Genomic DNA, 24,855 nt, shown 5'->3' on the forward strand with positions numbered 1-24,855 from the left:
TTATACACTTACTATTTTTATTTCATTTTTTAAGAGATAGCATATATAGCCATCTACATCTTCACCTGTAATCTCTTTAATGGCTTTAACGTAGTAACGAACTTGTTTTAAGTGATGCTCACTATAAGATGCAGAACTTTTATAGTCTATAATATTCCAACTCCCAAACAGGCTTTCTTGTGTGTCGCTTTTTACCAATAAGTCTATATATCTCAAGTTATTTTTATATCTAATCGCTTGTTCTCTGTAACATTCTCCACTAGAGAGAGTCTTGAATTTATCATTTTGTAAAAGGAGTTTAGCACGGTTTTCTATATCCAGCACCTCTTCATCTTCCAAAGAGTGTCCGTATTTATTTATCATCATATCTTTGGCATTTATAATGTTTTCTTCGCGAAACTCTCCCAACATCTCCAACATATAGTGCATAGCAAGACCAAAGTTTATAGACTTTAAATCTTCCTCTTTATCATCTTCTAGTTTTAAAATATCACTTTGAGTTCCGTAATAAAGATTTTTATACTCCAAAGCTTTAAATTCCTCTTTACATGTAGAAATATTTGAAGAGTTTGTACATGTAAGCGTTCCACTCTTCTTACATGTAAGGTCTAAAATCTCAAATATCGAGCCTTTTGATTTCATAATTACAATAAGATTGTCTCGCGCTCTTGTAAATGCAACATACAGAGCATTTAAGCTGTCTTCACGGACTAAAGTCCTCTCTTTTGTCAGTGCATTAGCATACTGCTTATCTATTGCGTCACGACCCTTTATTCGGAGATAAATATTTTTCAAAGTTATATCATCATACTCATAAATTATAGAATCTCTTGCGGGTGGCGCTTTTTTGAGTCTGTCCATAACTATGACATGTTCATACTCTAGCCCTTTTGATTTATGAACTGTAAGGACTCTTACACCGTTGAGCTCAGACGCTGCGGCACTTGTATCTAAACGTTCATACTCAAAAAGCAGAGCTTCAATATCGCTATATTTTGAGATGGCATTTAAAAATCTAATCAGGTTAAAATCATCGCTGAAAAGTTCATATTTTTCAATCACATCTTTAACTACATGTATAATCTTAACTTCGTTAAAATCAACTCTTTTAATACCCTTAACATCTTGTGAGATAAGAGCAAAGAAGTTGTACATGTAGATATCTTCTCTAAAGTAAAGATACTTCAAATACTCCAAAATAGCTTTCACGCTTCTTTGGTTTATAAGCTTTGTTGTAGTCTCTGTTACAACCTCTATATTTTGAGTATTTAAAGCCTGTTTAACCTCTCCACCGTCACCGTTTGTTGCACATAAGATTGCTATTTCATTTATGTTTGCGCCATTACTAAGAAGTCTTTGAACCTGTGTTGTGACCTCTTGCAGTAGTTCGTCATTATGGATAACTTCAACATAACCGCCACTTGCTTCTGGTCGCACTAACTGAGGAGAGTAGTTTTTTATCTTCTCAATAAAAGCACTGTTTACAAACTCAATAACCTCTTTTTGTGAACGGTAGTTTGTTAGAAGTTTTTCTACATGTGTGTTATTTTCCTCTTGAACAGTTCCAAACAGAGATGAAACACCGCCTCGAAACCTATAAATAGACTGCTTAACATCTCCAACAAAAAAGAAACTCCCGTTGTCAAAAATTCCATTTCCTGAGGTAATCTCATTTATAAGCGGCTTCATAATTTCATACTGCAAAATACTTGTGTCTTGAAACTCATCCAGCAACATATGCTCTATTTGTGAGTCAAGCCTAAAGTATAAGAACTCACTGTCGTCAATCAGATTTAAAATCTCATAAACCAAGTATGTGACATCAGAAAAACTAAGTTCGCTGTCATCCATGTAGAGAGCTTTTTTGCTCTTTGCGTAGATGTCAACCAGCTCTTTTATACCAAAGAAAAAGTTCTGCTCTTTTGCACGGTTTTGATTTTTTACAGCCTCTTGAATTTTGAGTAGCAAATCATCCATAACAGGGGTAAAGCACTTTTTAAAAGTACTGTAATCAAGTGACTCTCTTGCTATCCAAGCCTTTTGGCTGAGTTCATAAAAGTTTTCTGCTTCTACTGATTTTATAGCGGTTTTCGAAGCTGCTTCACAGGACTCAACGAGTGCTCTGAGCTCTGACATGTAAAGCATAGCCTCCTCCTCGAACTGCAGATAGTTTTGCTTTGAAAACTCCATATCTTTAAGCTCTGAAAACTTCACATAAAACTCATCCAAAAGTGTAAATATATCTGTAAGTCGTTTTTTTGAAGAGAGCGATAATGCTACCAGAGTCTCTTTTTTACCTGCAACTGTCACCTCTTTTAAAAATCTAGAAAGTAGTTTAAGCTCGTGTTGGGATGCAAAAGTAGAGAAGTCAGGCATCAAAGAGGCATACAGAGAAAACTTTCTTAGTATCTGCGTGAAAAAGCTGTCAATCGTCATGATTTTTGTATGTGAATTTAAAAACTCATTTAGAATTCTTTGGCGGTTCTCAAGCAGGAACTCGCGCGGCAACTCTGTTACTTTGACTATCTCATCAAGCTCTCCACGATTCTCAAGCTCTTCGAGAGTTGAAACAACTCTCTCCTGCATCTCACTAGCTGCCTTGTTTGTAAAAGTAAGGGCTAAAATCTTAGATGGTGAGGCACCCTGAAATAGCAGACTAAGGTAACGGACAACAAGCATAAATGTTTTTCCGCTTCCTGCACTCGCTTCATAAGCTAGATTATTTACAAATGCCATTACTCTCTACCACACATTACTTTATAATCACAAAACAAGCAGTTTTTCAAATCTTCACATTTTTCAAAATTTACATCTTCTATGTTGAGCAAATCTTTTATATTTGATTCCAAAACTGCTAACTTCTCTTGCAAAAAAGCCTCATTTACAATTTTGGACTCTTTAAGGTCATAGTATCCACACCCGACAACATTGCCTAATCCACCAGCTAACAAGTAGTAAAATTCGAGTTGGAAGTCTGTTGCTTCTGTAAAGTTTTTCTCTGTATAAAGAGGGTATTTTCCAGTTTTATAGTCAAGTACAAATATCTCATTGGCACGTTTATCTATTCGGTCTATCTGCCCAGCCAATGTTATTCCTGCAAAGGTACATTCCATACTCTCTTCGCATTTATAAACTTCCCAGCCATCAGCAAATCTTTTAACTTCCTCTTCACAAAACTTGTCCAGATTTCTTTTTTGTATAGCTATTAAATACTTCTCTAACTCACTCTCTCCACAAGCATCATCAAGCTCTACATGTAGATTTTTTTTGAGCTCATCTACGTTGGAGTAACTGCTCTTTTTCGTGTAGAGTTCTTTTAGCGCTTCATGTACATCTAAACCAATTTCAAACTCTTTAGGCATATCTTTTGGTATCTCATGTCCATAAATATGTTTGATATATCTGTAATAGTATTTTCTTTTACATGTAAGAAAGTTTTTAAGTCTTGTAGCTGATAGTTTTTGATTTTTAAAACTATACTCGAGCTTTATCTCTTCCTCTTCTTTTGCTGACGTAGTCTTTTTCTCAAACAAAATATTTGCATAACCAGATTCTACATGTAGAGTTTTCTCTTTAATCCCTAGCTGCTTTAAAAACCTTGAACCTGAGCTGTCGCTTGATTTTACAAATGAGATTGCAACCTCTTTACTTCTAATGATTAGCATCTCATAGTAGTGTTTTTGAAGGTTTTCTCTATCACTCATAGTAGGAAGGTTCGCCATCTCTCTTATGCTTGTGTTTAAAAACATATCTTTGTCGCTTTTTTTTGGCACATTGGAGTCGCTAAAGTCAACTATTACAACCGCATCAAACCTAACTGAACGAGTCTCTAAAACACCCATAACAGTTATTTTTCCACCTCTTACATCATCCATAGTTCTACTTGCCAACCTCTGCAAGAAAACTGAAAGTAGAGATTTCACACCCATCTCTCTCATATATGGCAATATATTTTTAAAACTGTAAAGCTCTTCGTCAAATATTTTTATCTCTTTTTTGTTTGAAAATCTCTCTTTATACTCTCTCAAAAACACTAAGATATCTACCTCGTGACTTTTTTTGTAGTATATACTTCGAAGCAACATGTAGAACTCATCACCAACTCTCTCCAGCCTAGCTTCATTCTCTTTTGAATCTTGGTCTATGAACTTACATGTAGAGTCTAGTTTTTCATAAATCTTTGTTTTGTTAAACGGTTCACCCATTGCAAAGTTAAAGTTTGATTTTTCATCGAAAGCTTTAAGCATTGGAGCAAATTTTTCATCTGGGAGTATAACTGCTATATTTTCAGGTTTATGTCCGCTTTTAATAAAGTCATATATCTTTTTTTGCACAAATGCGACTTGCAGCATTGTCTCACTGAAAGATTCACATGTAACATTTTTGTTTTGCTCTTGCTTGTGAGAACTAACTATCCTGCTCTCGTTTAAAGATATTTTATACTCGAAACCTTCCTCCAAAACTATACCTAACTCTAAGAATTTACTCTGCATTTTAGAATTAAACTTAGTAGTATTAAACACTACATGTACCGTGCTAAACTCACAACATTTTTGTAAAAGCTCCAGTTCAAAGTTTGTTAAATGGCCATCTACATGTAAGATTATATTTTTATGGGTTTTCGCATATGCTTCGTTGAAGTTGTAGAGTTTTGCTAAAAATATTTTATCTAAGAGTTTTCTCTCACTGCACAAGAGTTCATATCTTTTGTACAGCTCCTGTAAAATTGTTATATGCTCCTCATACTCACCGTAAATATCTGAGGTATCCAATCTCTTTATGTCGTACAGCTCAGCACTTAGCTCTTCAAAAAATTTAAAAATATATGAACTGTTTTTAGTAAATGTGAAAAAGTTTCTCTGGATTTGAAGTTTCGTAAATGCGTTAAAGTCTGAAGCTTCAAGGAGAAGTAAAACTCTGCTATCCGCATCAAGTGTTTTAAAATCTTTAACGATACATAACTTTGAGATAAAATCACTCATAGTAATAAAGTTTGGGAGAAAAAGAGTTGAGTTCTCTATTGCCATCTGCTCTGCTCTTATTGCGCGGGCTGATGGCAAGACTATAGTTGAGTTATTCATAAAAGAATTATAGCTTAATATTCAAAAGCCTCTTTAGCTCTAGTGTCGGCTTTAACATTGTAAAATCTTTGAACATCTAGCACATTTGCTTTTGCCATAATATCCCATCTTCCCTCTTGTGGAAGTTTGATTGTGTTAAAAGTATAAATTCCATTTTCTACTGATGGGTTAATCAACTCTTGGTCATGCTTATGGTTATTTGGTCTTGTTACAATAACTTTTATCTTTGCACTGTTTACCGGTTGAGAGTTTACGTCCGTAACTCTATATTTTATTGTTGAACCCTCTACATGTAGAGCGTCAGTTATATACTCAATCTTATATTTTTCATCAAATGCAATCTTTGCTTGTATTAACTCATTTGCTTTTGCATCAGCTTCATGGTAGCCCATCATATAAGTATCGCTATTCTCAACAGGAAGTGTATTTGCAACAACAACAGTTACTATGCAAGCACTAAATACAAGCATTATTGATATACCAATTGCGTATGGCCAAATTCTACCGTTAGCTAAGCTCATTTTTTTTCCTTATAAAATATAGTTTTCTTTTAATATACAAGACTATACCATAAACAATAATGCCGTAAAACAATACTTTCACGAGTAAAATACTGTTTTGATTAGCATTGCCGACTGCATTTTGCAAAACTACATTTTTACTTTCTGCTATCTGTTCTGCAATATCAGCGTAGCCGTTAAACATTGAACCGCTGTACTTTCCAAGCACTTCACCTTGTTTAGCTTTTTGAGCCAATAGAGGTAAGATTGTGCCACCACTTGTCATATCACTAAAATCCATATTCATCAAAGCGATTACAAAAGCTTGAACCGGTGATGATATTGGACTTAAAATCTGTTTTTTATCGAAATACTTATATAAAGAGGGCTCACTTGCCAATATGTCCACTTTGGAGTCCATCTCTGAAAAGGTAAGCAAAACTGTAGGTTCACTGAAATCTTTCATCAACTCTTTTTCATAATCAACTATACGCATCTTATTTGGGAGCTCTTTAAGCATAATCAGCCTCAAAGATATTCCGGTTTTTTGATGTAGTTCATAACCCAGTTTTTCAATCTGTTCACCAAAAGCAGGATTGAAAATAACTTCATCTTTATATAAATATTGCGCCGTAAGTGATGTGTTAAACAGTAACGTGAGGATGAGGGCCGCAAGCCCTCGTGAAAATTTCAAAAAATTTCCTAACCAATATAGAGATGATTTGGTGTTAAAACAGCATATGCAGTGTAAATTGCCATAATAACAAGGCCCCATGAAATTACTTTTTCCATTATTTACTCCCTACATTTACTATATGGTCTTCAACTTTTGAACCAAACATCTTTATAGACTTCTCATCTTTAACTTCATAAAAGTTTGTTGCACTTGCATTTTGTACACTAAGTCCCCAAGCTGATAAAACAATTAGGATTGTAAGTAGCAATACTGTCGCAATCAACATACCTGTTATACCATCCAGAGCAAATACACTTCTATTCTCATTCATACCTGACTCCTTATTTATTCAAGCTGCTGATATACGCACCAACAGCCTCTTTTTGTTTAGCATTAAGTCTATCGAACTTAGGCATTTCACCTATGGCACCTTTTTTACCATGAAGCAGAACATCCACAACAAGCCTAGTTGTAAATGTTGCAATGCTTGGAGCAACGTATTGTATGCCTTTACCATCAGTACCGTGACACATGGCACAAGTTCCTGCAAATATATCAGCACCCTCTCCGCTCATACCGTTTGCAACATAAAAAGAGACCATATTGATTTCCGCATCTGTAATTAGAGCACCACTGTTGCTATTGAAAAGACCATTACGATCTGGCATCGGAATTGACTGTTTAGGGTCTAGTAAATAGTTGTCAGAACCATTTTCTATTGCATATTTCACTGAGTCTACATTAATTCTTTTATTAAGGTTAGCCGCTTTTCCATCAATACCATCAGCACTGATACCATGGCATACTTTACACTCAGCCAAATATACAGATTCACCCATCTCTACTAATCTAGCACCGGTAATATCAGCGTATTTTGCTTCAAATTTAGCATTGTGAGCGGCTGTATCTTCATTATACTCACCAATTTGTGAATATGCATTTACAGGATAACCAATGGTCATATACCACATTCCCCAAACCATAAGTATTAAGAACATAACAGCCCAACCCATAGGCAACTCATTTAAGTATTCACCGATACCATCCCAACTCTCTTCAACCAACTGCCCATTCGCAGTGTCTGTTTGCATCTGACGAACATACTTGATTACAACAAAAACTGTAATTATTACTAGTGCTATTGCACCGGTAACTGCAAGCATATTGACGATATCACCATTTAAACCACCCTCTGAACCACCTATTGACAAGTAAGTCAATAGTATCATCACAGCAGCAAAGATAATCCCCCCAAGATAAAGCTTATTCATATATCTCTCCTATTTCTCTTTATTCTACCCTCAAGGGGCACCTCGTCATCAGACATAGGTGACACCGGAGTATCATCTATATCATCTTTGAGTGCCATATTGCTAAAACTCTCATAGTCTATTCCATCTGCATCTTTTCTTTTTGTATATAAATGATATATATATGCATAAAGACCTATAACCAAAATAGTTATTAGAGCAAAATATCCATAAGCTTGAAGTTGTGCAATATCCACTACAAACCCCTACTTATTGAAGACTATTCATGTAAGCAATAAGAGCAACTATTTCAGGAATATCTCCGTTAGCTACTGCATCTTTTACATCTTGATCTTTCATATCCGCCGCTATTACTTTTGCTTCAGCCAGAGCTAAAGCGTTTGCATCGGCAACACTACTTCCCATTTTAACAACTTTTTTAGAGCCATCTTTCATAGGAACTTCTTTGTTATACGGAACTGAGAAGAATTGTGCAACAGTTAGTTGCTCTGCATAAGCAGTATCTATATCAGTCTTATTTGTAAACATCCATTTATAAGCGGGCATAATAGAGCCTGGAACCACAGAAGCTGGATCTTTCATATGATTTTCATGCCAGTCAGTAGTTCTATAATTACCTACGCGCATTAAATCTGGACCAGTTCTTTTTGAACCCCAAAGAAAAGGACGATCATAAGCATACTCACCACTTAATGAATAATGTCCATAACGGTCAGTCTCTGACTTAAACGGACGAACAAGCTGTGAGTGACATGCATTACAACTGTTTTTAATATAAACATGACGGCCCGCTAACTCTAATGTAGAGTATGGAGCTGTACCGATTACAGGACGAGATGCTTGAGCAAAATTTGGTAATATTTCTACTAAACCAGCAAAAGCAATTACTACGAATACACCTACCGCAAAAAAGAACGGATGTTTTTCTAACCAATGAAACATATTATTATCCTTATCTTTTATGCGCCCATAGGCGATGCGTTTTGAAGCTCAGACTCTTCAACTCTGCGAGAAGACATAGTTTTATACATGTTATAAGCAAACATCAAGAAACCAATAAGATACAATAAACCACCCACGCCACGTATAGCATAGTAAGGATGAAGAACAGTTACTGTATCAATGAAAGAGTAAGCTAAGTTACCAAATTCATCGTGAGCACGCCACATCATACCTTGAGTAATACCTGCAATCCACATAGAGGTGAAGTATAAAACAACGCCTAATGTTTGAATCCAGAACTGTGCCGCCATAAGAGATTTAGAGTAAATCTCTCTTTTAAACACACGTGGAGCCATATGAAAGAGTGCAGCCATAATCATAAAGCCGACCCATCCAAGAACACCATCATGCACGTGACCAACAATCCAGTCGGTAAAGTGTGCAATCGCGTTAACTGATTTTATTGCTTGAATCGGACCTTCTAATGTTGAGAACATATAAAAAGTAGAACCTAGAATCATAAACTTAATAAGAGGAGATGCTGCAACTTGTTGCCACTCACCCTTCATCGTAAGAAGCATATTAATTGCTGAACCCCATGATGGTAAGATTAAGATAACAGAGAAAATTGAACCCATTGTCTGTACCCAGTCTGGAACCGTTGAATATAGAAGGTGATGACCGCCAGCCCATAAATAAACAAACATTAAGCCCCAAAAAGAGAGCAAAGATAACTTATATGAATAAATCGCTTGACCGGACTCTTTTGGTAAAAAGTAGTAAATCATGGCAACAATAGGAACTGTAAAACCAAAGGCAACAGCATTGTGCCCATACCACCACTGTACAAGTGCATCATTAGTACCCGCATACATAGAAACAGAATGGTACCAAGCGCCAATTCCACTTTCACCAGCTGCAGATGTACCTAAAATTGTAGGTATCTCCATATTGTTAAATAGATAAAGCATAGCTATACCTAGGAATGTAGCAATGTAGTACCAAATAGATATATATAGTGACTTCTCACGGCGCATACCGATAAGACCAAACATGCTTAAACCGAATACGACCCATACTATGACTACTGCAATATCAATTGGCCACTCAAATTCAGCATACTCTTTTGAAGTAGTAACACCTGCTAATAGTGATATAACAACAGAAGCAACTACTGCTAAATAGAGCCAAAAATGTAATTTACCCAAAAGCATTAATACTCTAGACTCTGCCATTGATACTTTTAACACACGCTGACCAACATAATACCAAGTAGCAAAAATACCACTAAGTGTAAAACCAAAAATTACCGCATCTGTGTGCAGTGGACGAAGACGACTAAAATTAGTGTATTCAGCTAAACCATCTCCCAGGAATAAATTAAGCCCAGGATAAGCAAGTTGAAAAGCTAAAATAACACCTACTAACATGCCAACAATTCCTAATATAACTGTTGTAAACATGAACATCTTAGCAACTGTATAGTCGTACTCTAGTGGACGATTCTCCATATATAGCCTCCTTATAGATTCAAAGCAATTAAATTTAACTAATTATCATAAAATTAGCAAATCAATTAACATTAGCATATTATCAGTATAAATGTTTAAGTAATCTTAAATTATGACAAATTTATGACAAATTTGAAAATTTTATTAATTATTTATCTAATTCTGATGCTTAAGTAATAAAAAAATGTTGATTAAGGGATTTTTAGGGGGAGAGCTTTATCTTTTTATTAAAGATAAAAACTCATTGAAGATGTATCTACTCTCTTTTGGACCAGGGCTTGACTCTGGATGATGTTGAACAGAAAATATTGGAGAGTCATTATATCTCAGACCCTCTATTGTATTATCAAAAAGATTTGTATGGGTAACTTTTGCAACTTCAATTATATTGTCAGGAACATTATAGTTATGGTTTTGTGCTGTTATCTCCACCAAACCTGTTTTCTCGTTTTTTACAGGATGGTTCCCACCATGGTGACCAAATTTTAGCTTGAAAGTATCATAACCATGAGAGATAGAGAGCAATTGATGCCCAAGACAGATTCCAAATATAGGAATTTTTGCAGCTATAAGTTTTTTTATCTGCTCTTGCTCTTTTTTAAGCACCAAAGGGTCACCAGGACCATTGGATAAAAACACACCATCTATTTCTTTAGCGTTGTATCTGCCTATAAGATTATCGGCTGAGAAATCATTTGGGATTACTTCTACACCAATTCCGGCACTTACAATCTCGTTTAATATGTTTGTTTTAACACCAAAGTCAATTGCAACTATATTTGCTTGAACTTCGGGAGCCTTATCAAAATCAAAACCAATTTTTTCTGCATAGGTTGACTGAGTATGCTTGTAAGCCTCTTTCGTGCTAACTATATCTATATAATTAATATCTTCGATACGAGGAGAGTTTTGCAAAATCTTTTTTAACTCTTCTTTGTTACTGATCTCTGTAGAAGCTACCATCATCATAGCGCCTTCAGCTCTTAACATTTTAGTTAAGTACCTCGTATCAATATCACAAATACCCATCACATTATGCTCTTTTAAAAATGCGTCCAAAGAGTCTTTTGCTCGAAAGTTAGAATACCTTTTTTGATATTTTCTAACTATCATACCCTTAGCATGAGCGCCTTTGCTCTCCATGTCTTGAGCATTTACTCCGACATTTCCAATTTCTGGCGTAGTAAAAGTTACAAACTGTCCCGCATAAGATGGATCAGACATAATCTCTTGATATCCGCTCATCGATGTGTTAAAAACTATTTCACCGACTATAGTATCTTCTGCACCAAAACTGTTTGCCTCTAAGAAAATTCCGTTCTCAAGATATAAAAAGACCTTATTCATAAACCTCTCCTTTTTTTGAAAAGTAATTTCCAAAAAAATTCCCCTCACTAAAGCTTTGCCCTTGGCAAGAAAAATTCATACTCATTACTCCATACCTCTTTTTGTTAATTCCTCACGATAAAGTTTTTCATATAGAATGTCAAACTCGTCTGTACCAGGAATATATCTTTTTTTATAAGTTTTAATTTTATCCATAATAGCAGTATCTAACTCAGAAGCTTCTGCTATAAAAGAAGTGATTGAATTATAAATAATATTTTTTATACGATTTTCTGTTACTTCAAAGTGAATTAAATCTTCTTCATAAAGTTCATCTAAAATTTTATGAGAAAGGTCTGAATAACGCTCTTCATAGTTCAAGATAATTCCAAATTCTGGTGCGAGTTTTTTCTTTATCATAAAGAAAAGTTGTCTCTCATCAACAAGGTTAAACTCTATCTCTTCTTCATTATCTTCACAAATCTCGTCAACTTTGTCTTCTAGTGCCATCTCTTGATTTACATTGTGAATCAATACTTTTTCAGCTTCTTTAGCAACAAAGTCAAGACCTTTTGTCATCGTAACAACACCACTTTTATTTAGATCAATTGCGATTTTACTAGATATGTGAGGTATAGTTTTTAGTGATATTTTCATCAATAGACCTTGCTTGTATAAAATAATTTTTGTATTCTACACTAAGTAAGGTAAAAATATGATTAGAGAAAAATTATTACTACTGTTATTTCTTGTAAGAAAATAAATATTTCTCGAACTCTTCTTTCTCTACTGGTTTTGAGAAGTAATAACCTTGCAGTATGTCACACTGCTCATTTATTAAAAAATCTTTTTGAAATGCATTTTCAACACCCTCTGCAACAATTTTCAAACCAAGGCTTTTTGCAATATTTAGTATAGTTTTTACCATATTAGAATCTTGGTTTATACCATCTATCTCAAAAATAAATGACTTATCAATTTTAAGTTCATCTATTGGAAGTTGACGTAAATAGCTTAGCGATGAGTAGCCTGTTCCAAAATCATCCATTGAAAAACGGAAACCACACTGCTTAATAGTGTTAATAATTTTTATTAATCTATCTAAATCTTCAGCAGCACTTGTCTCTGTTATCTCAAATATAATTTTTGATCTTAAATTAGTATCTAAGTACTTTTCGCATAATTTTGAGACATTTCCTAAAAAACTTGTATCAAACAGTTGTCTCATGCTAATATTTATAGAAAATTGTTCTAGAGTAATTCCTTTTTCATCCCATTCTCTTAATGTTTTAAAAGACTCTTCTAATATAAAGTATCCAAGTTCTATGATAAATCCACTCTTTTCAGCAATTTCTATAAACTCATTAGGTCCTATGTTTCCTAACTTTTCATTACTCCAACGGGCGAGAACTTCACAACCTATCACTTCATTATTTAAATTTATTTGCGGTTGATATCTGAGCGTTATTTCATTGTTTTGTATAGTAAAATGAAGTGCACATTCTACCTCTAACTTACGCTCAACTCTAATGGATAATTCATTATTGAACAGTATCACTCCATCTCTACCTTGCGATTTTGCTTCGTACATGGCAATATCAGCCTCTTTCATAAATCTGCTGGCTTTTATTTGTGAGTTATCAATAATACTAACCCCTATACTTGCACTAATGTATAGATGATGTTCATCAATAATATATGTTTTCTTAATTTCTTCAAGTAGTTCTTCCGCAAATGAAACTGCTTTTTCCTGGCACTCATCTTTATCTTTGTATGCACTACTTAAAATACAAAATTCATCTCCACCAAGTCTTGATACACTACACTTATGTTTTTTTGATAATTTACTCATTCTATCTGCTACTTCACAAAGTAATATATCTCCAATATCGTGCCCTAACGTATCATTTATAGTTTTAAAGTAATCCAAGTCTATAAGTAGTAAATAAACGAAATTATTCTCTCTTTTTTGAATTTTGATAACATCTTCCAAAAGATTAACAAAATAGTGTCTATTTCCTAATTTAGTTAAATAATCATGAAATGCTTGAAATTGGCTCTTTTGTAGATAGTTATAAGTATTTCTAGATGCATACAGTAATACCCAGCCAAGAATTATCGATAAAAGTGCTATAAAGTAACTATATGGCTCCCCTACTAATATTAAATAAATAGTTATAGGCAACATTGAGGTACCTAAAACAAAAAGGGATAGTTTTTTTTCTGAAACAAGAATAGTTGCTGAGACAACCGAAACACCAAGTTGCGTAGTAATAGCAATGTAGTGTAGTTCTACTATATCATGAGATACATAAACAAAAAACATTATTGTCCACACTGAAAAATATATAAATAAAAAATATTTTAACGTTTTTAGCCATCTCTCTTTTTCTTCAATAGTGTAGTTATTAATAGAGTATGCCCTGTGCAGTCTATACCCCCAAAAAGAGATTAGCAAAAGTAGTAAGTACCAAGATATTTCAATAAAGTAAGAAGAATATAGATAACCAAAAAATATATATGTAAGACCGGTTCCAGAAAACAATACAATTAGGGTTGGAATCTGCCTGTGAATAAAGTTGTAAAAATTCATATTGTCTAAAATAATAAAGCCTTATTTAAAAGGAAAGATTATATCGAAATAAAATTAATTGACCCCTCCGGAGAACTATAGAAATAGTTCAATTATTTTACTAAAAGTAGTGTAAGTTCTGAGGCTTTTTTTGAGTCCATCTTGGTTAAAATCTTTCCAACTGTTTTAGGCTTTAATGAACTAAGAATTGATGATGCTTCATTTGGATTCATTTCTGAGAGTATATTTGCAGCAGAAGCTGCTTTCATTTTTGCAAATGTCTGAGCAATTTTATCAGTCTTTATATTTTTTGTCTCTTTTAAAACTTCCTCGTTTATTTGAAGCATTTTTTTAATTGACTCTTCTTTAGATGAAATTTCTGTCAATTTTCTATCAACAACTTCCTCTTCTTGAGAAAGTTTTGTTTCTCTCTTTTTAAGTAGCTCTTCTGTAGCTGATTTAAGGGCGCTAAGTGCTTGCTTTTGCTCATCAATTCTCTCAAGCTCAATAAGAAGTTCACTTTTTCTTGCTTTAAAGATTTCTGTACACTCAAAAAGTTTATCACTTGTCTCAAGTGACATGATAGGTGATAGTGCTAGCATAAATAATAATATAATTTTCAATTTTCAGCCCTTAAATGTTTTATTTATTTTTTTGCCCATAAGTCATCAAGGCAATTTCATCTAAATCTTTTGCTTCTTGTATCTTTATTTTTTTTATCTCTTTTTCTATCTCTTGGAGCTCTAAATAATTAAACTTTTCATATTCTATAGTATCAAGCTTCAATTGTTCTTTTGCTTGAGAAACTTGGTTTTTTGCAAAACCAACCCACTCGCTGTTATGTTGGATTATAACTCTTTGAGAATCTACAAGGGCTCTTGCTGCTAACATTTTACTCATTATCCCACTCTTAGGAGAGTCTAAACCCTCTAAAGAACTATATGAGGTTTCGAGTGCTGTAATGGCACTATTAAGGTCAGCATTCGCTTTTTGTACAACTTGCTCACTTTTTTGCATATTGTTTTTTTTTAGTTTTACTAACGAACTAAAGCGAGTTTTCACATCATTCCTTCTCATAAAATCTGAACAAGTTCAGACTTTATTCAATCACTGAAGCTACGCGGTTAACGCGAGAAATTTAATTTTATAATATTATCGTGTCGTCTCTCTCGGGAGAAGTAGATATGATACCTACTTTTGTTTTAGAAATATCTTCAATAATTTTAACAAAATCTTGTGCAGAAGCTGGAAGTTCATCCCAAGTTCTAGCGCCAACAGATTTATCCCAACCTTTAAAAGATTTGTAAATTGGTGTAACATCTTCTAGGTTTGACGGAAGATAATCTATTGTCTTACCATCAAGTTCATAAGCAATACAAACTTTAACTTCATCAAAACCATCTAAAACATCAAGTTTCATAAGAGCCAGTTCATCGCAACCATTCAGACGGCTTGCATATCTTGTTGCTACTGCATCAAACCAACCACAACGTCTTGCACGACCAGTAGTTGTTCCAAACTCCTTCCCTTGCTCGCCTAGTCTTATGCCGTCTTCTCCAAAGTCTTCACTAGGAAATGGTCCATTACCAACACGAGTACAGTAGGCTTTTACAATTCCTGTAACCTTGCCAATATCTTTAGGATTAATTCCCAGTCCAGTACATGCGCCAGCACTTACTGTTGCACTTGAAGTTACATAAGGGTATGTTCCATGGTCAATATCTAGCATAGTTCCCTGAGCTCCCTCAAGTAACACTCTTTTGTTCTCTTCATCAAGTGCTTTCCAAACCATCTGAGTTGTATCAGTTATTAAAGGCTCAAGTTTTTCTCTATAACCATCTAGTTCAGTAAGTAATTCATCAGCACTTGGTGTTGGAATTTCGTAAATATCAAAAATAGCTCTATTTTGCTCAAAATATTCTAAAATCATTGCACAAAGTTTTGGAGGATTTAACAACTCACCAACTCTAAATCCAACACGATTGATTTTGTCTGAATATGCAGGTCCTATCCCTTTACCGGTAGTACCGATTGCTTTTTCGCCCTTTAATCTCTCTTTTGCTTGGTCAATAAGTGCATGATACGGAAGATTTAAGTGAGCTTTATCAGAGATAAAAAGACGCCCCTCTAAACCTTCAAACTGCTTCATCTCTTTTATGAGAGCCTCTGGAGAAAGAACAACACCATTACCTATAACATTTATGGCCTGTGGATTTAAAACACCTGAAGGGATTAAATGAAGTGCAAACTTTACACCATCAACCCATATAGTATGGCCAGCATTGTGCCCACCTTGGCTTCTACAAACCATGTCATACTCTTTTGCAAGTCTATCAACTATCTTTCCTTTTCCCTCATCACCCCACTGTATACCTACTATTAAATCTGCTTTCATCATATTCCTCTTTTAGTTCACTTTTGTTTCTATTAATGTATCTGTATAAATTGCAAAACCTACAGAACTTATCTCTGCATTTTTATATCTTCCGCCTCTTGCATACACTTCATTTTTATCTATTGCCCTGAAAAACAGCTCATCATAATAGAGCATTTTTGCATAGTACATTGGTGCCAAAACCCTTTTATCACACTTGATTTCAAAACACAACTCTCTCATTTTTAAAAGTTCGGTTTTTACTTCAGCTGGCACTATTTCAAGTAGCTCTTCTACTTGTTCTACATGTTGAAGATAGACAAGTTTTTCCAACCACTCAACTTTTAAGTTTAAAAATTTCTCTATATTTACATGTCTAAAATCATCTAAAGTCAGCTCATCAAACATATTTACTAATATCTGAGGTATTCTCATATTTGAAATCTGAATCAGCGGAGCAACTTCAAGATTGTCAAAAATATCAACTGCTATATTTAAAACACTTGATAGTTTTTTCTCATCCATAAACTCTACACCGACCTGATACTGTTCTGTTGTTGGATAAGTAAAAACCGGCTGTATGTAAAACCACTTTTTATGCTGTGTATTTCTTCCGAGTCTTTTCTCAATTATGCGAACCACATCGATTGTAGAGTCAGCTCTAATAGAGATTGCGTTGTTATTTTCATCATTTACTTTCACTAATTTTTTCTCGTCAGCAATACTTAGATGTTGGTGATATGAAAAAATTGGAGTAACAATCTCTTCAAATCCATTATTGCTCAATATCGTGCTAGCAATACTCTCTATCTCTCTTTTAGCTTTAGCACTTTTACCAAAGTAAAGCTTCGAGCCGTTAGGAATCTCGTGTTCTAAAATCATCTATTCTCCAACCTTTATAAACTGTTTTGAAAACACTTCTATTTACCAATCTTGAAATATATTTCATTAAAAACTTTGTTTGCTGTTCCATCATAGACTCTATGCCCTAGTTTTGCAAGAGCGAGTTCTACAGAATTTACAACCCAAGCCATCTCATAAACAGGAATAAGACCCATTTGATTAATGCGGAATATTTTTCCATTTAAATGGTCTTGTCCTCCAGCTACATTTACAGCAAACTCTTCTTGTAAAACCTTTCTGATTTGTGAAGCATTTTCATCATCAATTGTTGTCATTGATAAAGCAGGAACAGCAGGATATACATGAAGACCGAGAGCTTCAAGGGAAGCCTCTACTGCTTTAGCCCTTAAAGCTGTAGTCTCATAAAGCTTTTCAATTCCGCCATCTTTTTCTATTGTCTTTAAAACTTCCAAAAGACCGATAATCAAAGTAGTTGCAGCTGTATATGCCGTTGTGTTTTTTTTCTGATTTTTTATCTCTGAAGCGAGGTTTAGATAGTAACCTCTTCCTGCACCGATTTTTTCAATAGCCAAACTGCTTAAGCCCAAAATAGAGAGTCCCGGAGGAAGCATAAGTGCCTTTTGGCTACCTGCTATAAGACAATCAATATTTGATATATCAATTTTTTCAACGCCAACTGCTGTGATTCCATCAGCAATTATCATAATATTTGGATTTATCTTTTTTACAGCTTTTGCAAGCTCTTCTACAGGGTGACGAAGACCGCCTGCAGATTCACTAATCTGAACTGCGATAGCATCTATTTCACTGTTTGCTTTAACAGCTTCAACTACTGCTTCAACGCTAACAGGAGTATTCCACTCATTTTTTATCTCAACACTACCAAGACCGTGCGCTATTGCAATCTTTCCAAATCGCTCCCCAAATTTTCCAGAGTTTACATTTAAAAGTGTTTTATGGCATAAATTTATAACGGCTGCTTCCATAGCACCTGTGCCGCTAGAGCTTAACATTACTACTTCATCACTCTTAAAAAGATTAAAAAGGTGTTTTCTGGTTTGTTCAAAAATAGCTTCAAATTCTGGTGTACGATGGTGCATAGTCTCATCGCTCATAGCGTTGCGGACATTTTGAGGTACTGGAGTTGGTCCAGGAGTAAAAAGTAACATGTGAAATTTCCTACAAAGTTTATTCTAATTTAAAAAAACCCCGTATTATAGCGAAATTACTTAAATTGACTCTTTATTATTATGATAGAATTTCAATCTAAAATTTAAAATGTGCACAGTAAGGGACTTAATGACAATATTTGATTCAATTATCTTAGGGATAATAGAGGGGTTTACAGAATTTTTGCCTATCTCTTCAACCGGTCATCTCATAGTAGCTAGCGAGTTTTTAGGGATTGATCAAAACAGCGTAAACAAAGCTTATGAAGTAATTATACAGTTTGCGGCTATTTTGGCTGTGGTGTTTAACTACAAAGATAAATTTACTCTCAAAAAAATAGATCTTTGGTCTAAAGTTTTTTTAGCATTTATACCTATAGGAGCTGTCGGATTTCTTTTCTCTTCGCAAATAAAAGAGCTTTTTAGTATCAATATCGTAGCTGTAATGTTTATAATTGGAGGAATTATTTTTCTCATTGTAGAGAGGTTTTTTATAAAAGAGCAAGCTCAACTAATAGATGATGTCGAGAAAGTTACAGTGAAACAATCTCTTATCATTGGTTTCGCTCAAATATTTGCACTTATTCCAGGAACAAGCAGGGCCGGTTCAACAATTATAGGAGCCCTTTTGGTGGGATTAAGCAGAAAAGCGAGTGCAGAGTTTAGCTTTTTGCTTGCTTTTCCAGTTATGAGTGCTGTAGCCGCATATGACCTGCTTAAGTACTATAAAGATTTTAGCGATGAAAACCTTATAACTTTGGGTGTTGGATTTATTGTCTCTTTTATAGTCGCATATCTGACAATAAAACTATTTTTAGCATTTTTGGAGAAGTTCACCTTTGTGGCATTTGGTATATACAGAATAATTTTTGGAATTATTCTATTGGTTATGTTCAACTAAATATTGGAATTATAATTGCTTTTACTTCTTTAGATAGTTTAAAGGAGTTATTATGCAAGCTATTCACATTTACAATTCAAAACTTGGTTCAGTTCTGCAAAAACTAGAACTCGCATTTTATGACATAAGTCGTAAATTGTTTTAAGAAATGGTTTAAAATCCAATTAAATTCAATGGATGGAATTTAAAAAATTAGTGGAACAAATGCAAAACCGTAGTGTTCACAACCCTCAAGTTTGCCATCCTTATTTTTAGTTATTTCATAAATCGAACTTCTTATTGGAATTACAAGTTTTCCGCCAACTTTTAACTGCTCTGCCAACTCTTTTGGAAATTCATCGGCTGCTGCTGAGACTAAGATACAATCAAATTTTTCACCAACTACCCCTAGCTTATCTCCTGATTGAATAATTTTTGTATTTTTAAATCCATATTTTCCCAAGTTTTTATTCCCAAATTTTACAAGATCACCAACTCTTTCCACTCCAGTTACATAACCGTCACTGCCTACGATATAGCTAAGAAGTGCTGTTGTCCAGCCTGATCCGCTCCCTATATCCAGTATCTTTTGTCCCTTTTTAGGCTCCAGCATCTCCAGCATCATAGCCACTGTTGTTGGCTGAGATATAGTCTGCCCGTGGCCTATCGGAAGAGGGTAATCCTCATAAACATCAGAGTCAGCCGGGTTTAAAACAAAATCAACTCTATCTATGTTCTCAAAAGCCTCTGTAATATTGCTCGAATAAAGAGCACCTGTATTTATAAGGTGGTCAACTAAATTATTGTTTGTTCTCATAAAAATCTCCTTAAATATATGTAATTATCTCTGACACGGTAGGATGTGCATGTATTATCATCCTAAGCTCACCTATAGTAATCTTTTTCTCTACGCATAAGACTATCTCATGAATAATCTCAGTTGCTTCAACCCCGATAATAACAGCACCTAGAATCACACCGCTTTTAGCACAAACTATAAGTTTGGCAAAGCCAGAATCGTCACCGTTGATTTTGGCTTTTGAGTTGACTTTAAAAAAGGCTTTTTTTACTTCAATCTCAATGCCCTGCTCGTTTGCTTCTCTCTCTTTAAGACCACAACTTGCAATTTGAGGGTTTGTAAAAATGGTAGCTGGGATAATATGGGTATTTGTTTTTGATTCATTACTAACAATATTTTTTGCAACAATCTTAGCTTCTGCATAGGCGGTATGAGCATATGCTGGTGTATCTATACAGTCACCAACAGCGTAAATATTCTCTTGGGATGTCTGAAATGATGGAGAAACCTCAATATATCCTCTTTCATCCATTTTTACACCTGCATTTTCAAGGTTTACCCCGCCAGTATTGGGAATGCGTCCTGTTGCACTAAGCACCAGCTCGCATTTAATGCTCTCTTGAGTATCGTTTAAAAATAGCTCCACCTCATCTTTATTCACCTTGACTTTTTCTATGATAGAAGAGGTTAAAACATTGATACTTGATTTTTTAAATACCCTTAGAAGTGCCTTAGAGACATCTTCATCTTCACTTGGCAGAAGTTGCGTGCTTCGTCCTATCAAGGTCACCTCCACTCCCAAGGCACTAAAAAATGTGGCAAATTCACACCCTATTGGACCTACTCCTACAATAGCAATAGATTTTGGAATGTTATTTAATTTAAAAACATCATTACTGGAGATTATAGAGCTCGAATCAATCGGCAACTGTGGCAACTCACGAACTCGTGAACCTGTTGCTATAATGCACTTCTCAAATGCAATCATCTCACCGTCAGCTTCAACTCTGTTTGCATCCACAAAGCTTGCACTTGCATAAAGTAACTCAACCTTTGACTGCTCCAGCATCCAAAGCACACCTGTTCTAATCTCAGTTATCAGGGCTGTTGTTTTCTCTTTTAGTTGCACAAGATTTAAACCCTTGTAATCCAGACTAAGTCCCATCTGCTCAAAGTATGAGATTTTAGATATAAATGAAGCTGTATGAAGATAATTTTTAGTTGGTATACACCCCACATTCAGGCATGTTCCCCCTATTTTCTCCTTGCACCTCTCTATAAGCAAAGTTTTTACGCCCGCTTTACCAAGCTCAAGTGCTGCTTGGTATCCTCCCGGTCCGCCTCCGATTACAACAACTTCGTACTCTCTCATACTAAACTCCCACTTCTAAATATTCATGAGCCATATAACTGCTTCGAGTGTATGGTGAACTTTTTATATGAGCAAAACCCATATTCATTCCACTGTTTTTAAAATTCTCAAATCTCTCAGGCAGAGAGTATTCTACTACAGGTGTATGATTATTTGACGGTGACAAAAACTGGCCTATGCTTAGATAGTTGCAACCGGCATCCAACAGCTCATGCATAAGAGTCTCAACCTCTTCATCTCTCTCTCCAAAACCGAGCATAATCCCACTTTTTATTGCAATATCAGGATTTAATGATGCTAACAATTTTAACACCCGCAGCGAACGCCTGTACTCTGACCCTTTTCGTACATGGTAGAGCCTTGGAACAGTCTCTAGGTTGTGTCCTATAATTTCTGCTCCGCTCTTGGCAATGAGTTTTAAAGAATCTTTATTTTCTCTCATGTCCGGAATGAGTAACTCTACTACAATCGAGTCATCAACTGCTTTAATGGCTCTTACAGTTTTACAAAAATGTTCAGCTCCACCATCGATTAAATCATCTCTAGTCGGGCTTGTAATTACTACATGTTGTAATCCAAGTCGCTTTACTGTTTGTGCTACATTTTCAGGCTCGTTTATATCAAGTGGCATCGGTTTTCCTTTTGCCACCGCACAAAAGCTACATGTACGGGTGCATAGTGTTCCTAAAATCAAAAATGTGGCTAGTTTTTGAGAGAAACACTCGCTTATATTTGGGCACATCGCCTCTTGGCAGACTGTATTTACATGAGTATCTGTAAATATAAACTCTAACTCAGCATTAATACTTGGTCTGATTTTTTTATGCAACCATTGCGGTTTTGATGTAACATGCTTAGCACCTTTATTCCATGTTTTGAGAGTGTATTTATTTTCTAAAAGCTCATCTGCGCTCATCTGTTCTTCTATTCTTAGAGTATCAGAAACCATATTGACCTTAAAAGTTTGAGAAAAACTCTCTACGAGCAACTGGGATAACTGCTTGTCTGTTGCTTTTATCCCTATTTTATTTAATGTGCTTACATCCCCTAAATCTTTTAAAAAAGCCTCTTTTAGAAATGTTTCGTCCAAGCTAACCGGAATGCTCCCATGCTGAAAAAGTGTTTTAGAAGTGTAGCGTTGGGCATTACCGCCAATTTTTTTGCCATCTATTACAATGTCATAAGGCTCATTGGCTACCATGCATATATCTGATTTTGAGATATCAAGTTTCAAATCATAAGCAAAACTTGCACTTAGCCCTAACCTTTTATAAAACTCAATAAGAAATTTGCATAAGTAACGGTAACTTTTTTTTACCCCTACATCTTTAAAACTCTCTCTTGGCAAAATCAAAGAGTAAGAGAGATCTCCGCCATGAACTAAAACACCCCCGCCTGTCATACGACGAACGTATGAGATATTTTTATTGTCAAGAGCCTCTAAATCAAGAGTCTCTCTAACATTTGAAAACCTCCCAAGACTCAAAGATGGCTTCCATCTGTAGAGTCTAAAAATCGGCGAATCATTCTCTTTAAAGTTATTTAAAAGAGCTTCATCAATTGCCAAATTATGCTCAGCAGTTCCATATCCGGTATAAATTAGTCGCCATGATTTAAGATTCATAAAGAACTCCTAAAGTTTATATTTTTTGTGTACAGATAAAAAATCTATTCTTTGTAAATTTAACTAATTTTAACTTAAAATATTATATTCTATGCTATTATTTTTAAAAACTATAACAGACTTTTTAAAGGATCTGATATGAATGAGAAGTGGATTGAGAAAAATATAGATAGCTTTGCAGTTAAACCAAACCTGATTGATTACGAAAAAGAGTATAAAGAGTTTGACTGGGAAAAGGTAGAAAGTGAGTTTGAAGGGCTTCGCTGTGGTGGTTTAAACATTGCACATGAAGCTATTGACAGACATGCAAACAGTGCCCTTTCAGAAAAAACAGCTTTAGTATGGCTTGGTCAAAATGGAGAGAGAAAAACTTACACATTCGGCAAAATGAAAAAAGAGAGTGCAAAATTTGCCAATGTTTTAAAAACTCTGGGGCTATGCAAGGGGGAGAGAGTCTTTACACTCTCTTCTCGCATACCTGAACTATATATCTCAGTTATAGGGATACTCAAAAACCAAAATGTTCTCTGTCCTCTGTTTTCGCAGTTTGGTCCACAACCTATACTTCAACGGATGCAAAGAGGCGATGCAAAAGTCCTTCTAACTACAAAAAAACTTTATGAAAAAAAAATTATTCCTATTTTAGAGGAGTTGCCAGAGCTGCGTTTTATATTGCTTCTTGATTCTGATGAGGATGAGAGTGAAAAGGTACTCTCATATTCACGTCTGATGAAAAAAGCCTCTGATATATTTGAGATTCCCCATACCGACTTTGGAGATATGTCAATTTTACACTTCACAAGCGGCACTACCGGTATGCCAAAGGGGGTTGTACATGTACATAAAGCTGTTTACACACACTGGATTAGCGGTAAATATGTACTTGACCTACATGTAGACGATGTTTACTGGTGCAGCGCTGATCCCGGCTGGGTCACAGGAACATCATACGGCATCATTACCCCTTGGATTCATGGAGTTACAAATATTGTCGATGAGGGTGAGTTTGACGGGGCAAGGTGGTACAAAACACTCCAAGATGAGAAGGTAACTGTTTGGTACACCGCTCCTACAGCAATTCGCCGACTTATGAGGATAGATTCTGAACCTACTGAGGAGTATGACCTCTCTCATCTTCGACTTATACTGAGTGTTGGCGAGCCGTTAAACCCTGAGGCGGTTATCTGGGGAGAAAAGAAACTTAAACTTCCCATTCATGATAACTGGTGGCAGACGGAGACCGGTGGAATTATGATTGCAAACTTTATCTCACAAACTATTCGCCCTGGTTCAATGGGTAGACCTCTTCCCGGCATTGAGGCTGGCATTATTCTTAAAAACGATGATGGCAGTATTACAGAGGTCACAGAGCCAAACAAAGAGGGTGAGTTGGCGATTAAAGTTGGGTTTCCCTCTTTGTTTAGAGCTTATCTGCATGATCAAGACAAATATGACAAATGTTTTGTTGGAGATTGGTACATCTCCGGTGACTTGGCATATAAAGACGAAGATGGGTACTTTTGGTTTGTCGGTCGGGCGGATGATATCATCAAAACCTCCGGTCATATGGTTGGTCCTTTTGAGGTTGAGAGTACACTTATGGAGCACCCAGCGGTGGCAGAAGCTGGAGTTATCGGCAAGCCTGATGAGCTTATTGGTCAGCTTGTAAAAGCCTTTGTATCTCTAAAACCAGGTTATGAGCCCAGTGAGGAGCTAAAACGTGAACTCATTGGTTTCGGGCGTAAAAAACTCGGGGTTGCTGTAGCACCAAAAGAGATAGAGTTTCAGGAAAACCTCCCAAAGACCAGAAGCGGAAAGATTATGCGCAGACTGCTCAAAGCAAGAGAGATGGGACTACCTGAGGGTGACACCTCAACACTTGAAGATTAAAGGG

Annotated in this window: 22 protein-coding genes; 2 read left to right on the plus strand and 20 right to left on the minus strand. The window is 35.4% G+C overall.

Going from position 1 to position 24,855, the window contains the following annotated elements:
• The 17 genes from HUE87_RS11560 to HUE87_RS11640 form a co-directional block, all read right to left on the minus strand.
• The gene (locus HUE87_RS11560) at positions 1–2,736 is read right to left on the minus strand and encodes a RecB-like helicase (RefSeq protein WP_194366538.1); all 2,736 of its coding nucleotides are present in this window, start codon (positions 2,734–2,736) and stop codon (positions 1–3) included.
• On the minus strand, positions 2,736–5,081 hold the full coding sequence (locus HUE87_RS11565; protein WP_194366539.1) for a PD-(D/E)XK nuclease family protein: 2,346 nt from the start codon (positions 5,079–5,081) through the stop codon (positions 2,736–2,738). Before HUE87_RS11565 ends, HUE87_RS11560 begins: the two co-directional genes overlap by 1 nt.
• Positions 5,082–5,095: 14 nt before the next feature.
• Positions 5,096–5,602, minus strand: coding sequence for a FixH family protein (locus tag HUE87_RS11570; RefSeq protein ID WP_194366540.1), 507 nt, complete (start codon positions 5,600–5,602; stop codon positions 5,096–5,098).
• A complete protein-coding gene (locus HUE87_RS11575) occupies positions 5,589–6,275 on the minus strand; it encodes a 3-dehydroquinate dehydratase (RefSeq protein ID WP_194366541.1) in 687 nt (228 codons plus the stop codon). The genes HUE87_RS11570 and HUE87_RS11575 overlap by 14 nt, the downstream gene beginning before the upstream one ends.
• Before the next feature lie 97 nt (positions 6,276–6,372).
• Positions 6,373–6,588: a DUF4006 family protein gene (locus HUE87_RS11580; RefSeq protein ID WP_194366542.1), complete on the minus strand. Its 216-nt coding sequence runs from the start codon at positions 6,586–6,588 to the stop codon at positions 6,373–6,375.
• A gap of 10 nt (positions 6,589–6,598) precedes the next feature.
• Positions 6,599–7,528: a c-type cytochrome gene (locus HUE87_RS11585; RefSeq protein ID WP_194366543.1), complete on the minus strand. Its 930-nt coding sequence runs from the start codon at positions 7,526–7,528 to the stop codon at positions 6,599–6,601.
• On the minus strand, positions 7,525–7,764 hold the full coding sequence (locus HUE87_RS11590) for a CcoQ/FixQ family Cbb3-type cytochrome c oxidase assembly chaperone (RefSeq protein WP_194366544.1): 240 nt from the start codon (positions 7,762–7,764) through the stop codon (positions 7,525–7,527). The genes HUE87_RS11585 and HUE87_RS11590 overlap by 4 nt, the downstream gene beginning before the upstream one ends.
• 13 nt (positions 7,765–7,777) lie before the next feature.
• Positions 7,778–8,470: a cytochrome-c oxidase, cbb3-type subunit II gene (gene ccoO, locus HUE87_RS11595; protein ID WP_194366545.1), complete on the minus strand. Its 693-nt coding sequence runs from the start codon at positions 8,468–8,470 to the stop codon at positions 7,778–7,780.
• A 17-nt stretch (positions 8,471–8,487) separates the two neighbouring features.
• A complete protein-coding gene (gene ccoN / locus HUE87_RS11600; protein ID WP_194366546.1) occupies positions 8,488–9,981 on the minus strand; it encodes a cytochrome-c oxidase, cbb3-type subunit I in 1,494 nt (497 codons plus the stop codon).
• 216 nt (positions 9,982–10,197) lie between these two features.
• Positions 10,198–11,328 (minus strand): glutamine-hydrolyzing carbamoyl-phosphate synthase small subunit, encoded by a 1,131-nt coding sequence (carA, locus tag HUE87_RS11605; protein WP_194366547.1) that lies wholly within the window; start codon positions 11,326–11,328, stop codon positions 10,198–10,200.
• 84 nt (positions 11,329–11,412) lie between these two features.
• Positions 11,413–11,964, minus strand: coding sequence for a DUF507 family protein (locus tag HUE87_RS11610; protein WP_194366548.1), 552 nt, complete (start codon positions 11,962–11,964; stop codon positions 11,413–11,415).
• Between the two features lie 85 nt (positions 11,965–12,049).
• Positions 12,050–13,900 carry a putative bifunctional diguanylate cyclase/phosphodiesterase gene (locus HUE87_RS11615; protein WP_229855150.1) on the minus strand — a complete coding sequence of 617 codons (1,851 nt, stop codon included), beginning with the start codon at positions 13,898–13,900 and terminating at the stop codon, positions 12,050–12,052.
• A gap of 92 nt (positions 13,901–13,992) precedes the next feature.
• Positions 13,993–14,502, minus strand: coding sequence for a MotE family protein (locus HUE87_RS11620; protein ID WP_229855152.1), 510 nt, complete (start codon positions 14,500–14,502; stop codon positions 13,993–13,995).
• A 19-nt stretch (positions 14,503–14,521) separates the two neighbouring features.
• Positions 14,522–14,941: a flagellar export protein FliJ gene (locus HUE87_RS11625; RefSeq protein WP_229855154.1), complete on the minus strand. Its 420-nt coding sequence runs from the start codon at positions 14,939–14,941 to the stop codon at positions 14,522–14,524.
• An 82-nt stretch (positions 14,942–15,023) separates the two neighbouring features.
• Positions 15,024–16,277: an adenylosuccinate synthase gene (locus tag HUE87_RS11630; protein ID WP_194366549.1), complete on the minus strand. Its 1,254-nt coding sequence runs from the start codon at positions 16,275–16,277 to the stop codon at positions 15,024–15,026.
• A 9-nt stretch (positions 16,278–16,286) separates the two neighbouring features.
• Complete coding sequence (locus HUE87_RS11635) at positions 16,287–17,135, minus strand: ATP phosphoribosyltransferase regulatory subunit (RefSeq protein WP_194366550.1); 849 nt, start codon at positions 17,133–17,135, stop codon at positions 16,287–16,289.
• Positions 17,136–17,173: 38 nt separating this feature from the next.
• The gene (locus HUE87_RS11640) at positions 17,174–18,286 is read right to left on the minus strand and encodes a pyridoxal-phosphate-dependent aminotransferase family protein (RefSeq protein WP_194366551.1); all 1,113 of its coding nucleotides are present in this window, start codon (positions 18,284–18,286) and stop codon (positions 17,174–17,176) included.
• 130 nt (positions 18,287–18,416) lie between these two features.
• On the opposite strand from HUE87_RS11640, the gene HUE87_RS11645 reads away from it, so the two are divergent.
• Positions 18,417–19,187, plus strand: a complete 771-nt coding sequence (locus HUE87_RS11645) for an undecaprenyl-diphosphate phosphatase (protein ID WP_194366552.1) — start codon at positions 18,417–18,419, stop codon at positions 19,185–19,187.
• Positions 19,188–19,371: 184 nt separating this feature from the next.
• Here the strand turns inward: HUE87_RS11645 and HUE87_RS11650 are convergent, their stop codons facing one another.
• Genes HUE87_RS11650 through HUE87_RS12760 form a run of 3 tightly spaced genes read right to left on the minus strand, consistent with a single transcriptional unit; the run spans position 19,372 to position 22,961 of the window.
• Positions 19,372–19,983 carry a protein-L-isoaspartate O-methyltransferase family protein gene (locus tag HUE87_RS11650; protein ID WP_194366553.1) on the minus strand — a complete coding sequence of 204 codons (612 nt, stop codon included), beginning with the start codon at positions 19,981–19,983 and terminating at the stop codon, positions 19,372–19,374.
• Positions 19,984–19,993: 10 nt separating this feature from the next.
• Positions 19,994–21,337: a dihydrolipoyl dehydrogenase gene (gene lpdA / locus HUE87_RS11655; protein WP_194366554.1), complete on the minus strand. Its 1,344-nt coding sequence runs from the start codon at positions 21,335–21,337 to the stop codon at positions 19,994–19,996.
• A 1-nt stretch (position 21,338) separates the two neighbouring features.
• Positions 21,339–22,961 carry a lipoyl synthase gene (locus tag HUE87_RS12760; protein WP_229855156.1) on the minus strand — a complete coding sequence of 541 codons (1,623 nt, stop codon included), beginning with the start codon at positions 22,959–22,961 and terminating at the stop codon, positions 21,339–21,341.
• A gap of 138 nt (positions 22,962–23,099) precedes the next feature.
• Between HUE87_RS12760 and acsA the strand changes: the two genes are divergently transcribed.
• Positions 23,100–24,851 carry an acetate--CoA ligase gene (acsA, locus tag HUE87_RS11665; protein WP_194366555.1) on the plus strand — a complete coding sequence of 584 codons (1,752 nt, stop codon included), beginning with the start codon at positions 23,100–23,102 and terminating at the stop codon, positions 24,849–24,851.
• Positions 24,852–24,855 lie beyond the last annotated feature (4 nt).

Source organism: Candidatus Sulfurimonas marisnigri (assembly GCF_015265475.1).
In the GTDB taxonomy this organism is placed as follows: Bacteria; Campylobacterota; Campylobacteria; order Campylobacterales; family Sulfurimonadaceae; genus Sulfurimonas; species Sulfurimonas marisnigri.

Coding starts and splice junctions, on each gene's coding strand:
- ccoN (WP_194366546.1), bottom strand. CDS start 9,981: ATGGAGAATCGTCCACTAGAGTACGACTATACAGTTGCTAAGATGTTC.
- HUE87_RS11580 (WP_194366542.1), bottom strand. CDS start 6,588: ATGAATGAGAATAGAAGTGTATTTGCTCTGGATGGTATAACAGGTATG.
- HUE87_RS11560 (WP_194366538.1), bottom strand. CDS start 2,736: ATGGCATTTGTAAATAATCTAGCTTATGAAGCGAGTGCAGGAAGCGGA.
- HUE87_RS11645 (WP_194366552.1), top strand. CDS start 18,417: ATGACAATATTTGATTCAATTATCTTAGGGATAATAGAGGGGTTTACA.
- HUE87_RS11630 (WP_194366549.1), bottom strand. CDS start 16,277: ATGATGAAAGCAGATTTAATAGTAGGTATACAGTGGGGTGATGAGGGA.
- HUE87_RS11650 (WP_194366553.1), bottom strand. CDS start 19,983: ATGAGAACAAACAATAATTTAGTTGACCACCTTATAAATACAGGTGCT.
- HUE87_RS11570 (WP_194366540.1), bottom strand. CDS start 5,602: ATGAGCTTAGCTAACGGTAGAATTTGGCCATACGCAATTGGTATATCA.
- HUE87_RS11640 (WP_194366551.1), bottom strand. CDS start 18,286: ATGTTACTTTTTACTCCTGGACCAACTCCAGTACCTCAAAATGTCCGC.
- ccoO (WP_194366545.1), bottom strand. CDS start 8,470: ATGTTTCATTGGTTAGAAAAACATCCGTTCTTTTTTGCGGTAGGTGTA.
- HUE87_RS12760 (WP_229855156.1), bottom strand. CDS start 22,961: ATGAATCTTAAATCATGGCGACTAATTTATACCGGATATGGAACTGCT.
- HUE87_RS11615 (WP_229855150.1), bottom strand. CDS start 13,900: ATGAATTTTTACAACTTTATTCACAGGCAGATTCCAACCCTAATTGTA.
- HUE87_RS11635 (WP_194366550.1), bottom strand. CDS start 17,135: ATGATTTTAGAACACGAGATTCCTAACGGCTCGAAGCTTTACTTTGGT.
- lpdA (WP_194366554.1), bottom strand. CDS start 21,337: ATGAGAGAGTACGAAGTTGTTGTAATCGGAGGCGGACCGGGAGGATAC.
- acsA (WP_194366555.1), top strand. CDS start 23,100: ATGAATGAGAAGTGGATTGAGAAAAATATAGATAGCTTTGCAGTTAAA.
- HUE87_RS11585 (WP_194366543.1), bottom strand. CDS start 7,528: ATGAATAAGCTTTATCTTGGGGGGATTATCTTTGCTGCTGTGATGATA.
- HUE87_RS11565 (WP_194366539.1), bottom strand. CDS start 5,081: ATGAATAACTCAACTATAGTCTTGCCATCAGCCCGCGCAATAAGAGCA.
- HUE87_RS11610 (WP_194366548.1), bottom strand. CDS start 11,964: ATGAAAATATCACTAAAAACTATACCTCACATATCTAGTAAAATCGCA.
- carA (WP_194366547.1), bottom strand. CDS start 11,328: ATGAATAAGGTCTTTTTATATCTTGAGAACGGAATTTTCTTAGAGGCA.